Annotated in this window: 15 protein-coding genes; 9 read left to right on the top strand and 6 right to left on the bottom strand. The window is 63.1% G+C overall.

Features of this window, described 5'->3' with window-relative positions; all coding sequences use genetic code 11:
* The first annotated feature begins 25 nt into the window (after positions 1 to 25).
* The 5 genes from EA798_RS14350 to EA798_RS14370 all read left to right on the top strand — a co-directional run bounded on the left by EA798_RS14350 (position 26) and on the right by EA798_RS14370 (position 3,581).
* A complete protein-coding gene (locus EA798_RS14350; RefSeq protein WP_014821408.1) occupies positions 26 to 586 on the top strand; it encodes a response regulator transcription factor in 561 nt (186 codons plus the stop codon).
* A gap of 109 nt (positions 587 to 695) precedes the next feature.
* Positions 696 to 1,637, top strand: coding sequence for an AEC family transporter (locus EA798_RS14355; RefSeq protein WP_106155750.1), 942 nt, complete (start codon positions 696 to 698; stop codon positions 1,635 to 1,637).
* A gap of 184 nt (positions 1,638 to 1,821) precedes the next feature.
* On the top strand, positions 1,822 to 2,805 hold the full coding sequence (locus EA798_RS14360) for a M23 family metallopeptidase (RefSeq protein WP_122099390.1): 984 nt from the start codon (positions 1,822 to 1,824) through the stop codon (positions 2,803 to 2,805).
* Positions 2,786 to 3,142 (top strand): hypothetical protein, encoded by a 357-nt coding sequence (locus tag EA798_RS14365; RefSeq protein ID WP_106155748.1) that lies wholly within the window; start codon positions 2,786 to 2,788, stop codon positions 3,140 to 3,142. The genes EA798_RS14360 and EA798_RS14365 overlap by 20 nt, the downstream gene beginning before the upstream one ends.
* A 16-nt stretch (positions 3,143 to 3,158) precedes the next feature.
* Positions 3,159 to 3,581 (top strand): bactofilin family protein, encoded by a 423-nt coding sequence (locus tag EA798_RS14370; RefSeq protein ID WP_122099391.1) that lies wholly within the window; start codon positions 3,159 to 3,161, stop codon positions 3,579 to 3,581.
* Positions 3,582 to 3,621: 40 nt separating this feature from the next.
* Here the strand turns inward: EA798_RS14370 and EA798_RS14375 are convergent, their stop codons facing one another.
* The 6 genes from EA798_RS14375 to gatC all read right to left on the bottom strand — a co-directional run bounded on the left by EA798_RS14375 (position 3,622) and on the right by gatC (position 9,656).
* Positions 3,622 to 4,710 carry a calcium/sodium antiporter gene (locus tag EA798_RS14375; RefSeq protein WP_106155746.1) on the bottom strand — a complete coding sequence of 363 codons (1,089 nt, stop codon included), beginning with the start codon at positions 4,708 to 4,710 and terminating at the stop codon, positions 3,622 to 3,624.
* Between the two features lie 42 nt (positions 4,711 to 4,752).
* Positions 4,753 to 5,838 (bottom strand): calcium/sodium antiporter, encoded by a 1,086-nt coding sequence (locus tag EA798_RS14380; protein ID WP_122099392.1) that lies wholly within the window; start codon positions 5,836 to 5,838, stop codon positions 4,753 to 4,755.
* A 64-nt stretch (positions 5,839 to 5,902) separates the two neighbouring features.
* Positions 5,903 to 6,304: a septal ring lytic transglycosylase RlpA family protein gene (locus tag EA798_RS14385; protein ID WP_106155744.1), complete on the bottom strand. Its 402-nt coding sequence runs from the start codon at positions 6,302 to 6,304 to the stop codon at positions 5,903 to 5,905.
* A gap of 141 nt (positions 6,305 to 6,445) precedes the next feature.
* Positions 6,446 to 7,891 (bottom strand): Asp-tRNA(Asn)/Glu-tRNA(Gln) amidotransferase subunit GatB, encoded by a 1,446-nt coding sequence (gene gatB / locus EA798_RS14390; protein ID WP_122099393.1) that lies wholly within the window; start codon positions 7,889 to 7,891, stop codon positions 6,446 to 6,448.
* An 11-nt stretch (positions 7,892 to 7,902) separates the two neighbouring features.
* The gene (gatA, locus tag EA798_RS14395; RefSeq protein ID WP_122099506.1) at positions 7,903 to 9,354 is read right to left on the bottom strand and encodes an Asp-tRNA(Asn)/Glu-tRNA(Gln) amidotransferase subunit GatA; all 1,452 of its coding nucleotides are present in this window, start codon (positions 9,352 to 9,354) and stop codon (positions 7,903 to 7,905) included.
* 14 nt (positions 9,355 to 9,368) lie between these two features.
* The gene (gatC, locus tag EA798_RS14400; RefSeq protein ID WP_015278048.1) at positions 9,369 to 9,656 is read right to left on the bottom strand and encodes an Asp-tRNA(Asn)/Glu-tRNA(Gln) amidotransferase subunit GatC; all 288 of its coding nucleotides are present in this window, start codon (positions 9,654 to 9,656) and stop codon (positions 9,369 to 9,371) included.
* Between the two features lie 318 nt (positions 9,657 to 9,974).
* On the opposite strand from gatC, the gene mreB reads away from it, so the two are divergent.
* From mreB to EA798_RS14420, 4 genes are all read left to right on the top strand, one after another.
* Positions 9,975 to 11,012, top strand: coding sequence for a rod shape-determining protein MreB (gene mreB, locus EA798_RS14405; RefSeq protein WP_003292433.1), 1,038 nt, complete (start codon positions 9,975 to 9,977; stop codon positions 11,010 to 11,012).
* 148 nt (positions 11,013 to 11,160) lie between these two features.
* Positions 11,161 to 12,111 carry a rod shape-determining protein MreC gene (gene mreC, locus EA798_RS14410; RefSeq protein WP_420849557.1) on the top strand — a complete coding sequence of 317 codons (951 nt, stop codon included), beginning with the start codon at positions 11,161 to 11,163 and terminating at the stop codon, positions 12,109 to 12,111.
* Positions 12,108 to 12,596 carry a rod shape-determining protein MreD gene (mreD, locus tag EA798_RS14415; protein WP_106155741.1) on the top strand — a complete coding sequence of 163 codons (489 nt, stop codon included), beginning with the start codon at positions 12,108 to 12,110 and terminating at the stop codon, positions 12,594 to 12,596. Before mreC ends, mreD begins: the two co-directional genes overlap by 4 nt.
* A gap of 136 nt (positions 12,597 to 12,732) precedes the next feature.
* Complete coding sequence (locus EA798_RS14420) at positions 12,733 to 13,323, top strand: Maf family protein (RefSeq protein ID WP_122099395.1); 591 nt, start codon at positions 12,733 to 12,735, stop codon at positions 13,321 to 13,323.
* The last annotated feature ends 66 nt before the right edge of the window (positions 13,324 to 13,389 follow it).

Here is a 13,389-nt window from a genome sequence, read left to right on the forward strand (position 1 = left end):
GTGACCAATGCGAGGAAATGCACAGATGACCGACGAGTTGCAGCAAGAGGGCGAAGAACAACCTCACCTGCTGTTGGTGGATGACGATCCGACGTTCACCCGGGTGATGGCTCGCGCCATGAGCCGTCGTGGACTGCAGGTCAGCATCGCCGGTTCGGCCGAAGAGGGCCTGGCCCTGGCCAAGCAGGATATTCCCGACTATGCAGTGCTTGACCTGAAGATGGAGGGCGATTCGGGGCTGGTACTGCTACCCAAGCTGCTTGAGCTGGACCCGGAGATGCGGGTGCTGATCCTGACCGGCTACTCCAGCATCGCCACGGCGGTGGAAGCCATCAAGCGCGGCGCGTGCAATTACCTGTGCAAGCCGGCCGACGCCGATGACGTGCTGGCGGCATTGCTGTCTCAGCATGCCGACCTCGACAGCCTGGTACCGGAAAACCCCATGTCCGTCGACCGCCTGCAGTGGGAGCATATCCAGCGGGTGCTCAGCGAGCATGATGGCAACATTTCCGCTACGGCTCGCGCGCTGGGCATGCACCGGCGAACGTTGCAGCGCAAATTGCAGAAGCGTCCGGTTCGACGCTGATTCGAAACGGCAATTTCGCGGGGGCCGGACGTGGCCAGCGACACGGCCGTTGAGCCCTCGCGTAGCTCATGCTTTATGCTTGCACCTCTCGTAGTTGCAGGCTTTTTCCATGCTTCCCCTCGTTCTGCAGACCCTGAGCGTCACTGCTCCGGTGTTTGCCATGCTGTTTCTTGGCGTCGCGCTCATGCGCTTGCGCTGGATCGACTCGGCGTTCGTCCACACTGCCTCGTCGCTGGTGTTCAAGGGCACCATGCCGACTCTGCTGTTTATCTCGATCATCAAGGCCGATCTGAGTGCGGCCCTGCAGCCCGCACTGCTCCTTTATTTCGTGCTCGCGACGATAGGCACCTTTGTCCTGGCCTGGGTCTGGGCCCTTTGGCGCTGCCCGGCTCCTGATCGCGGGGTGTACGTTCAGGGGGCGTTTCGCGGTAACAACGGGATTGTCGGTCTGGCGCTAGCCAGCAGTCTCTATGGTGATTACGGCCTTTCGCTCGGCGGCGTGCTCGCCGGTGTGGTGATCCTCGTCTACAACAGCCTCTCGGCGGTGGTATTGGCCATCTATAGCCCGGACGGACGCGTCGGCCCGAAGGACATTCTGCTCAGCATTCTGCGCAACCCGCTGATCATCGGTGTAGTGGCGGCCGTGCCGTTTGCTTATTGGCAAGTCGCTTTGCCTGGTTGGCTGATGACGTCGGGGCAGTACTTTGCACAGATGACCTTGCCGCTGGCGCTGATCTGCATCGGCGCCACGCTTTCTCTGGATGCATTGCGCAAAAGCAGCGGCAGCGCGCTCAGTTCGAGTCTGATGAAGATGGTCTGGTTGCCGGCGCTTGCGACGCTGGGCGCCTGGGCCTTTGGCTTTCGGGGCGCGGAGCTGGGCATTCTGTTTCTCTATTTCGCCAGCCCGACCGCGGCGGCGAGCTTCGTCATGGCGCGGGCCGTGAATTCCAATCACCAGCTTGCTGCGACGATCATCGTCATCACGACGCTGATGGCGGCGTTGAGCATCAACGCGGGGCTGTTCCTGCTGGGCTGGCTGGGCTGGATCTAGTCTGCCTATCGAAGGGTTTCTGCGCCGTTCGTCGCCAATGCGGTGTTTCGGTTTAAGAATCACGGCGCGATGGTCGTAATCGGTCATCAGGCCTCAGAAAAAAAAGCGCGTTTCCGTCAAATTGCCCGGGACGTTCAACGGCTTGCCTGGCGAGGCGGCCGCTCTATGTTCTAGGGAATCATTCATGGCTTTTTTCACACCTACGAACCGATCACTGACGCGTGATGACATCCGTGTGGTGAACCTGCGCCGGCTGGCGCTGCCGGCCTTGGCGATCATGCTGACAGTGAGTCTGGCAAGCTTCGCCGGCGGTGTCTGGGTCGCTGGTGATCGGCACGGGCAGGTCGAAGTTGCGCATCTGGACGATGTGTCGGAGGGCGAAGGCCGCTTCGCCATCGCCCGCGTGGGCGAGGTGGTAGGGCGGTTGAAGTCGCTCGAGTCCGATCTGATCGCCCTGCAGCAGATGATGGATCAACAGCAGGTGCTGCACGGCCAGTTGTCTGCTCTGGACCCGACACTGTTGCCGGTGCTGGTGCCGGATCGCCCCGCACGTGTCGGGAGCATGGGCCAGGGCGGCGCGCTGCTGCCGCCGCGTGGTTGCTCTGGCGAGCTGTCGGCCGACAACGAACGCGCCACCCTTGCCGATCTGCAGCGCAGCGAAACCTCCGCGCGCTGCATGCGCGTGATGCTCGATGGCCTGATGCAGCGAGTCGCCGAACGTAACGCGGCGCTCATGGCCATCCCTTCGAAACGCCCGGTGGGCGAGGCTCGTCTTGGCTCTGCCTTCGGCAATCGTATCGACCCCTTCCGCAAGACCCTGGCATTTCATTCGGGAGTCGATTTCGCCTTGAAATCCGGCTCCGACGTCATTGCTGCGGCTGGCGGTCGGGTCCGTTTCGCGGGTTACCGCGGTGCCTACGGCAAGCTGGTGGAGATCGACCACGGCAATCGTCTGGTTACCCGCTACGCGCATCTGTCGCGACTGGATGTGCGTCAAGGCGACCTGGTTACCCCGGCGCAGCGTATCGGCGCAGTAGGCTCTACCGGGCGTTCGACCGGCCCGCACCTGCATTTCGAAGTGCTGCACAAGGGCCGTTTCGTCGACCCGCAGCGCTTCCTGGCCCTCGGCGATCTGGAGCGTGTCAGCGATGGCCTGGCTGAGGACTAAACGCCCGACCACCCGCGAACTGCTGCGCGCCGAACACCGCCCACACGCGGCTCGCAGCGTGCGGACCGGGCGCTGGATCATTGTCGGCCTGCTGTGCGTGATCGGCGCATTGCTCTATCTGCGCAGCCAGGAACAAACGCAGCACGCGCAGCGGATCGAGGCACTGGGTCTGGAGACTCAGGCATTGAAGGCCGAGTTGGAGCAGGGCCGGCTGCAGCGCCAGGAAACTCATGCCACCGAAGAGCAGCTGCTCAGGCGTATCGCCACGCTATCAGCGCAGGTCGAGCGCCTGCAGACCGACCTGGCATTCTTCCGTCAGCAGAAGAAAGCCCGTTAATTTTCTGGAGTAGACGATGTTCAAGAAGAAGTCCGAATCCCGCGTCACCATTGACCAGTTTTCCAGCCTGATCTCCGGGAATCTGGCATTGGTCGGTGATGTGACGTTCGAAGAGGGACTGAAGGTCAGCGGAGAAGTGCGCGGCAATGTCAGTCACAAGGCTGGCACCCACAGCCTGTTGGCGCTCAGTGCCGAGGGGCGGATCGAGGGAAATGTCAGTAGCTATGATGCGCTGATCGACGGGACCATCGTCGGCGACCTGGTGGTCGAGCATCTGCTCGAACTGCACTCCAATGCGCGGGTCCGCGGCAACATTCGTTATCGCCAACTGAGCATGGAAAACGGCGCGGTGGTCGACGGCACCCTCAGCCGTATGGGTGACGCGGAGGAGAGCGCACAGGTGCTCGAGCTGCCGCGGCCGCAGGTTCGCGAAGGCTGAGTCGGGCGGGCTCGGCAGGCCCGCCCGGTGGTTCGGCTCCTTATCCCCGCTGGGTCTTCCAGGCGCGACCGGCGATGACCAGCAGCGTGATAGCGGTCAAGGGCAGTGCATAACCGAGCATGGCATCGCCGAACGTATCGGCGAAGGGCCGGCCGGTGCTGGTCAACACGAGATACAGCGTATAGGCCACGTAATAGGCGAGAAACAGCGCGCCTTCCCAGCGCTTGATGCAGTAGCCGGCGAAGAAGATCGGCAGACAGGCCACCGCTACCGCGATCATCACCGGGAAGTCGAACGCCAGCGCATTGGAAGACACGCCGATTGGCTGCGGCGACACCAGTGACGCGAGGCCAAGTACGCAGAGCAGATTGAAGATGTTGCTGCCGACAATGTTGCCCACGGCGATATCACGCTCGCCACGGAAGGCAGCCATGATCGAGGTCGCCAGTTCGGGTAGCGAGGTGCCGATGGCGATCACGGTCAGACCAATGACCAGCTCCGACAGGCCGAGCGCCCGGGCCAGGGCGACGGCGCCCTCGACGAGAAAGTTGGAACCCACCACCAGCAATACCAAGCCGGCGATCACCAGGCCGGCATTGATCAGTCCGGCGTAGGGCTTGGCCGGCTCGTCCAGGCCGAATTCCTTGGCAAACTCATCATCGACTTCTGCGGCCTTTTCGCGGCGGCTGCTGATGATCAGGAACAGGGTGTAGACGACCACCGCGGTAAACAGCAGCGCACCATCGATTCGGCTGAGCTCGCCATCCCAGGCCAGACCGAAGGTCACCAGGCTGGCGCCGATCATGATTGGCACGTCGAGGCGAATCAGTTGCCGGGATACCACCAGCGGTGCGACCAGAGCTGTCATGCCGAGAATGAGCAGCACGTTGGCGATGTTGCTCCCCACGACGTTACCAATCGCAATGTCGCCACTGCCGTTGAGGGCAGCCTGCACGCTGACGGCCGTCTCCGGGGCGCTGGTGCCGAAGGCGACCACGGTAAGACCGATGACCAGTGGCGAAATGCCGAACTGGGCGGCCAGCTTGGCTGCGCCACGCACCAGCACCTCTGCACCGGCAACGAGCAGCACCAGGCCGGCAATGAGGTAGACGAAAGTCATCAGGGTCACGATTGTGGCGCTCCGCAAAAAAGATCTGAAATAGGGGGGGGGTCAGCGCTGGCGTTGCCAGGCGCGCAGGAAGATCACCAAAAGCGTGACAGCCGTCAAGGGGAAGGCGAACCAGAGCATCGCATCGCGTAGCAATTCGATGGCGCCAAGCCCCGTGGCGAACATCACCAGGTAGAGGGTGTACGCGACGTAATAAGCGAAGAACAGCAGGCCTTCCCAGCGTTGAATGCAGTAACCGGAAAAGAAGATCGGCAGACAGGCAACGAATACCGCCAGCATCACCGGAAAGTCGAACGACTGCGCATTGGGGGAGATGGATAGGCCATCTGCGGCCACCGCGGCGCCGGCTCCGAGCACCAGCAGCAGGTTGAAGATGCAGCTGCCCACCACATTGCCGACGGCAATGTCGCGTTCACCCTTGATAACCGCCAGCACGGAGGTTGCCAGCTCAGGCATCGAGGTGCCGACCGCTACGACTGTCAGTCCGATAACGAGTTCGGATAGGCCCAGCGCGCGAGCCAGGCCCACGGCCCCTTCGATCAGCAGGTTAGAGCCGCCGACCAGCAGGCCCAGCCCCAGCAGGATCAAAATCAGCTGAAGCACCCAGGCGTATGGTTTCTCGGCTTCGGCGGGGCCGAATTCCGCAGCGAACTCGTCGGCGTCTTTGGCCGGCTTCTCTCGCTTGCTGGCGACGACCAGGAACACGGTGTAGCCGATCAGGGCGATGAGCAGCAGCGTGCCATCCAGGCGGCTGATGCTGCCATTCCAGGCCAAGCCATAGCAGAGCAGGCCGGCACCGATCATCACCGGGACGTCCAGGCGGATCAGTTGCCGGGACACCACCAGGGGGGCGATCAATGCGGAAAGACCGAGAATCAACAGGATATTGGCGATGTTGCTGCCTATCACGTTGCCTACCGCTATATCCCCGCTTCCGCTCAGCGAAGCCTGCACGCTGACGGCGGTTTCGGGAGCGCTGGTGCCAAAGGCGACCACAGTCAGGCCGATGACAAGCGGTGGAATGCCGAAGCGACTGGCCAGTTTCGCTGCGCCGCGCACCAGGGCTTCGGCGCCCACTACCAGCAGCACCAGCCCGCCGAGCAGATAGGCGAAGGTCACCAGCGACATACATGCGCTCCTTTAACAGCGCGTTCAGCGCCAGCGGCGGGTGTCGGATTCTGAGTTTTTTCAGTCATGGGAGGGTTTCGATACGTACGCGGGCCACGCCGCTTTTCAGCATGTCCAGTTGCATCGCGGCGGCGCGTGAAAGGTCGATGATTCGGCCGCGGCGGAATGGCCCGCGGTCATTGATGCGCACCACCACTTGCTTGCCGTTCTGCTCGTTGGTGACGCGCACTTTGGTGCCGAACGGAAGGCTGCGATGTGCCGCTACCAGCGCGTTCTGATCATGCAGCTCGCCATTGGCGGTTCGTTGGCCATGATGCATTCGCGCGTAATAGGAAGCCTTGCCGCTCTGGCTGAAACGATCCTGAGTGGCAGGAGGTGTCTTGGTTGGTTGCGTCGCTTGGCGATCAGCGCAGCCGCTGACGATCAGGGCCAGAAGCAGCAGGGCAGTGAGGCGTGTCAGGCGCATGAACAATCCTTCCGTTGGGTCGATCGCTGAGTCGGCGATGGCCCGCGGCAGAGGTTGCGCAGTTCTGGCAGTGCCGAGAGCAGTGGAGTGGCGATGTGCGCGGTTGCAGTCGCCTGCAACCGCGCAGGGCCATCGCTCAGCTTAGCCTTCGAGCTTTTTCTTCAGCAGTTGGTTCACCTGGCCGGGGTTGGCCTTGCCCTTGGACGCCTTCATCGCCTGGCCGACGAAGAAGCCGAACATCTTGCCGCGTTTGGCTTCGTCGCTGGCGCGATACTGTTCGACTTGCTCGGCATTCGCTGCCAGCACTTCGTCCAGCATGGCCTCGATGGCTCCGGAGTCGGTGACCTGCTTGAGGCCTTTCTGCTCGATGATCTCGTCGGCCGAGCCTTCGCCAGCGGCCATGGCCTCGAAAACCATCTTGGCGATCTTGCCGCTGATGGTGTCGTCCTTGATGCGCAGGATCATGCCACCCAATTGCGCGGCGGATACCGGCGACTGCTCGATCTCCAGGCCTTCCTTGTTGAGCAGGCTGGACAGCTCGCCCATCACCCAGTTGGCTGCCAGTTTGGCATCGCCGCAGGTAACGTTGACCTGTTCGAAGTAGTCGGCCATCTCGCGACTGGCGGCCAGCACCGTGGCGTCATAGGCCGACAGGCCGAACTCGCGCTCGAAGCGTTCGCGCTTCTGCACCGGCAGTTCCGGCAGGCTGGCGCGCACTTCGTCGAGGAAGCTCTGCTCGATCACCACCGGCAGCAGGTCAGGGCAGGGGAAGTAGCGGTAGTCGTTGGCTTCTTCCTTGCTGCGCATGGAGCGCGTCTCGTCCTTGTTCGGGTCGTACAGGCGGGTTTCCTGAATCACCTTGCCGCCGTCCTCGATCAGCTCGATCTGCCGCTGCACCTCGTGGTTGATCGCCTTTTCGATAAAGCGGAAGGAGTTGACGTTCTTGATCTCGGCGCGGGTGCCGAACTCAGCCTGGCCTTTCGGCCGCACCGAGACGTTGCAGTCGCAGCGCAACGAGCCTTCGGCCATGTTGCCGTCGCAGATGCCGAGGTAGCGCACCAGCGCGTGGATCGCCTTCACATAGGCGACTGCTTCCTTGGCCGAACGGATGTCCGGCTCGGAGACGATCTCCAGCAGCGGGGTGCCGGCGCGGTTGAGGTCGATGCCGCTCATGCCGTGGAAGTCTTCGTGCAGGCTCTTGCCGGCGTCCTCTTCCAGGTGCGCGCGGGTGATGCCGATGCGGCGGGTGCTGCCGTCTTCCAGGGTAATGTCCAGATGACCCTTGCCGACGATGGGATGATCCATCTGGCTGGTCTGGTAGCCCTTGGGCAGGTCAGGGTAGAAGTAGTTCTTGCGCGCGAAGACGTTCTTCGGCGCGATCTCGGCGTCGATCGCCAGGCCGAACTTGCAGGCCATGCGCACGGCTTCGGCGTTGAGCACCGGCAGGGTGCCGGGCATGCCGAGGTCGACCAGGCTGGCCTGGGTGTTGGGCTCGGCGCCGAAGGTGGTGGCGCTGCCGGAAAAGATCTTCGACTGGGTCGCGAGCTGTGCGTGAATCTCCAGCCCGATCACGGTTTCCCATTGCATCTTCAATCTCCTCAGAATCCGGCCGGGGCGCGCATGTGCCAATCGGTGACTTGTTGATACTGGTGCGCCACATTGAGCAGGCGCGCTTCCTGGAAGTACGGCGCCAGCAGTTGCACGCCCACCGGCAGGCCATCGATGAAGCCGGCCGGCATCGACAGACCCGGAATGCCCGCCAGGTTGGCGGTGATGGTGTAGATGTCTTCCAGGTAGGCGGACACCGGATCGGCGTTCTTCTCGCCCAGTTTCCAGGCGAGGTTCGGCGTGGTCGGGCCGAGGATCACGTCGACCTGCTCGAAGGCCGCGACGAAGTCCTGCTTGATCAGGCGGCGGATCTTCTGCGCCTTGAGGTAGTAGGCATCGTAGTAGCCGGCCGACAGCGCATAGGTGCCGACCATGATGCGTCGCTTGACCTCGTCGCCGAAGCCTTCGGCCCGCGAGCGCTTGTAGAGATCGGTGAGGTCGACCGGGTTCTCGCAGCGATAGCCGAAGCGCACTCCATCGAAACGCGAGAGGTTGGAAGAGGCCTCGGCCGGCGCGATCACATAATAGGAAGGAATCGCATGCTGCATGTTCGGCAGGCTGATGTCCTTCACCGTGGCGCCGAGCTTCTTCAACTCTTCGACGGACGCCATGACGGCGTCAGCGATCTTCGGATCGAGCCCGGCGCCGAAGTACTCCTTGGGCAGACCGATGCGCAGGCCGGCGAGCGGCTGGCTCAGCGCGGCGAGGTAGTCGTCCAGCGGCTGGTCGACGCTGGTGGAGTCCTTGGCATCGAAGCCGGCCATTGCCGAGAGCAGCAGCGCGCAGTCTTCGGCTGTGCGCGCCATCGGGCCGCCCTGGTCGAGGCTCGAGGCGTAGGCCACCATGCCCCAGCGCGAGACGCGTCCATAGGTGGGCTTGAGGCCGGTGAGGTTGGTCAGCGCGGCCGGCTGGCGGATCGAACCGCCAGTGTCGGTGCCGGTGGCTGCGGGCAGCAGACGCGCCGCGATGGCCGCCGCGGAACCACCGGAGGAACCGCCGGGTACGCGGGACAGGTCCCAGGGGTTCTTCACCGGGCCGTAATAGCTCGACTCGTTGGCCGAGCCCATGGCGAATTCGTCCATGTTCAGCTTGCCGAGGGTGACCGTACCGGCCGCCGCGAGCCTTTCGACTACCGTGGCATCGTAGGGGGCCTTGAAGTTGTCGAGAATCTTCGAGCCGCAGCTGGTACGGATGCCCTGGGTGCAGAACAGATCCTTGTGACCGATCGGTGCACCGAGCAACGCACCGCTTTCACCGGCGGCGCGACGGGCGTCAGCGGCCTTGGCCTGGGCGATGGCGAGTTCCTCGGTGACGCTGATGAAACTGTTCAACTGCGGATCGAGCTGTTCGATGCGCGCCAGCAGGGTGCGCGTCAGCTCTTCGGCGGAGAAGCGCTTCTCGGCAAGGTTGCGGGCGATTTCGGCAAGTGTCAGGTTGTGCATGTCGGTGTCCTTCATCACTCGATCACTCGCGGAACCAGATAAAGACCGTCTTCCACGGCAGGCGCGATGGCCTGATAGGCATCACGCTGGTTGGTTTCCGTGACCGCGTCGGCGCGCAGGCGCTGGGTCGTTTCCAGCGGGTGGGCCAGCGGCTCGATGCCGGTGGTGTCGACCGCCTGCATGCGATCGATCAGGCCGAGAATGTTGTTGAGGGTCTCGGTGGTGCGGGGCAGGTCGGCTTCAGACAGGCCCAGGCGGGCCAGGTGAGCGATCTTTTCCACCTCGGTGCGTTCAAGCGCCATCGGGTATCTCCAGCGGAAAGCGAATCGGGACTGCACCTTCCGTCGACTGGACGGGGCGCATGGCGGCACGGGACGAGCCGCGGCAATGGGCTTTCGAGCCCGGAAAAGCCGTCAATCTTACATGCCCTAGGCGGTTATCGGTAGCGTGGGCGCGGTGCGCGGCATTAGGATGGGTGCCGGCCACCGTCATGCGACCTGGCGCGCAATGGCTCACGTCTGACGCTACGCGGGCGGACTCTCGCCTTGCCCTAACTTCGCACCATTGTTAGAGTTTGCGGCACTTTTTTCCCCACGCGTTTGCCCCAGGGCCCTTTTCCCATGTTCAAGAAACTGCGTGGCATGTTTTCCAGTGATCTGTCGATCGACCTGGGCACTGCCAATACCCTTATTTATGTGCGCGATCGCGGCATCGTTCTCGACGAACCCTCTGTAGTCGCCATTCGTAGCCACGGCAACCAGAAGAGCGTTGTCGCCGTAGGCACCGAGGCCAAGCGCATGCTGGGCCGTACCCCGGGCAACATCAACGCGATCCGCCCGATGAAGGATGGTGTGATTGCCGACTTCAGCGTCTGCGAAAAAATGCTGCAGTACTTCATCAACAAGGTGCACGAGAACAGCTTTCTGCAGCCCAGCCCGCGCGTGCTGATCTGCGTGCCCTGCAAGTCGACCCAGGTCGAGCGCCGTGCCATTCGTGAGTCGGCACTGGGTGCCGGTGCCCGCGAAGTGTTCCTGATCGAGGAGCCGATGGCTGCCGCGATCGGTGCCGGTCTGCCGGTGGACGAAGCGCGTGGCTCGATGGTCGTGGATATCGGTGGCGGTACCACCGAGATCGCACTGATCTCCCTCAACGGCGTGGTCTACGCCGAGTCCGTACGCGTCGGCGGTGATCGTTTCGATGAATCCATCGTGACCTACGTGCGGCGCAACTATGGCAGTCTCATCGGCGAATCCACCGCCGAGCGCATCAAGCAGGAAATCGGAACTGCCTTCCCGGGCGGCGAACTGCGTGAAGTCGACGTGCGCGGTCGCAACCTGGCCGAGGGCGTGCCGCGCAGCTTCACACTGAACTCCAACGAGGTGCTCGAAGCCCTGCAGGAGTCGCTGGCGACCATCGTTCAGGCGGTCAAGAGCGCCCTGGAACAGTCCCCGCCGGAACTGGCTTCGGACATCGCCGAGCGCGGTCTGGTGCTGACGGGTGGCGGCGCGCTGCTGCGTGATCTGGACAAGCTGCTCGCCCAGGAAACCGGTCTGCCGGTGATCGTTGCCGAAGAACCGCTGACCTGTGTGGCCCGTGGTGGCGGTCGCGCACTGGAAATGATGGATCGTCACGCCATGGACCTGCTGTCCACCGAGTGAGCCAGCGCAGCTGTGCTCATGACAAGCCGAAAGATCCGGTCGCGCCGGCTTTCGGCTTGTCACGTTTGGTCTCAAGCTTTTTGTTCGTGAGGTAGTTGCAATCAAGCCGCTATTTGCCAAAGGACCTCTGCTCGGTGTGCGCCTGCTGGTGTTCGTCGTGCTTTGTGTCGTGCTGATGGTGGTGGATGCCCGCTTCGACGCGCTGAAGACGGTACGCAGTCAGATGGGCCTGGTACTGACGCCGTTCTACTGGGTCGCCGACATGCCGGTGCGGATCTGGAGAGGCGCGACCGAACAGATCGCCAGCAGCAACAGCCTGATGGCCGAGAACGAGAAGCTCAAAGCCGAGGCGTTGCTGATGCAGCGACGCCTGCAGAAACTGGCGATGCTTACCGAGCAGAACGTGCGCCTGCGCGAACTGCTCAATTCGGCGGCATTGGTCGACGACAAGGTCATCGTCGCCGAGCTGATCGGTCTGGACCCGAATCCATTCACCCATCGCATCCTGATCGACAAGGGCGAGAAGGATGGCGTCTTCATGGGGCAGCCGGTGCTGGATGCCAGTGGCCTGATGGGGCAGGTGGTCGAGGTGCTGCCTTATGCCGCGCGCGTACTGCTGCTCACCGACGTCACGCACAGCATTCCGGTCCAGGTCAATCGCAATGGTCTGCGCGCGATCGCTGTGGGTACCGGCAATCCGGATTATCTCGAGCTGCGTCACGTGGCCGAAACGGCTGACGTCAAGGCCGGAGATCTGCTGGTCAGTTCCGGGCTAGGCCAGCGTTTTCCCAGCGGTTACCCCGTGGCGCAGGTCACCGAGGTCGTGCATGGGTCTGGTCAGCCGTTCGCCATCGTGCGCGCGGTCCCTACCGCCATGCTCAATCGCAGTCGCTACCTGATGCTGGTTTTCAGCGACTCGCGCACGCCGGAAGAGCGTGCAGCTGCAGCGGCAGAAGCCCAGGCAGACGCCGATCAGAAAGCCGCCGCCGAAGGAGTCGAGGCGAGCACGCCGCCCGGCGAGTCCGGCAGCACTGCCGAAGCCGCACAACCGGCTGCCGGTACTGCGCCGGCGGCACCAGCCCAGGAGGCGGGGCAATGATCAGCGGACGTCCGAATAATGGCTGGGTCATCTGGTTCAGCCTGACGCTTGCGCTGCTGCTCAGTGTCGCGCCTATGCCAGGCAGTGCAGAGCTTGCCCGACCGCTGTGGCTGGGCCTGGTCATTGCATTCTGGTCGCTGACCCTGCCCCATCGCGGCGGCCTGGGTGCTGCGTTCTGTTTCGGCCTGGCGCAGGACGTGCTCGCCGGCACTCTGTTCGGGCAGAGCGCCTTGCCGCTGATCCTGATTGCCTTCCTGGTGTTGAGTCTGCAGCAGCGTCTGCGCATGTTCCCGCTTTGGCAGCAAAGCATGGTGTTATTGGTCGTGCTCGGTCTGGCTCAGCTGGTTCAACTGTGGCTCAACACATTGACCGGCAACCGACCGCCGACATTGCTGTTCCTCGTGCCGGTGCCCATCAGCGCGCTGTTGTGGCCCTGGGTCTTCGTGGCCTTGCAAGGCATGCGTCAGCGGTTCGCCGTCTACTGAGCCCGCGCGCGTCTTTTTGCGATCGCTCTGGTGCCCTGTCCAAGGCATCCCTCCGAGCTTCACTGCAGTCCCTTTCGCCTTTCTCGAGCCAGGCGGATATGCGACGCTGTCGCTTATTTATCGTTGAGGATCTGTCATGGGCGCTTTGTATCTTGCCTCGGCATCACCCCGCCGCCGCGAACTGCTCGCACAGATAGGTGTTCCGTTTTCGCTGATCGACGTGTCGGTCGATGAAACTCCGTCACCCACCGAATCCCCCGAGGCGTATGTCGAGCGTGTTGCGCGCGAGAAAGCGCTTGCCGGGCTGGCCAGTCTGGGCGATCAGGACGGCTGCGTGCTTGGCGCCGATACCAGCGTGGTGCTCGATCAACACATTCTCGGAAAGCCGGTCGACCGCGCAGACGGGCTCGCCATGCTGGCGGCGCTTTCCGGGCGTACGCACCGCGTCATGACGGCGGTGGCGCTGGCCAGCCGCACGGCATGCGACGTTCGCGTAGTCATCAGTGAAGTCAGCTTCCGTGTCATCGAGCAAGCCGAGGCCGAGCGCTACTGGGCCAGCGGCGAGCCCGCGGACAAGGCGGGCGGCTACGCGATCCAGGGCTGGGGCGCGGTCTTCGTCAGTCAGCTGCACGGCAGCTATTCCGCGGTGGTTGGTCTGCCGCTGTGTGAAACGGCTCAGCTTGTCGATGCGTTCGGCCTTCCTCGTTGGACCAAAGGCTCAAGCTAGAGCCTGTGGCTTCGGCATGCTTGCCGGTTAGAATCGACCCCAACGATCAGCTAGCGCTGCACATCA

Origin of the sequence: Pseudomonas songnenensis, from assembly GCF_003696315.1 — a bacterium.
Taxonomy (GTDB): Bacteria; Pseudomonadota; Gammaproteobacteria; order Pseudomonadales; family Pseudomonadaceae; genus Stutzerimonas; species Stutzerimonas songnenensis.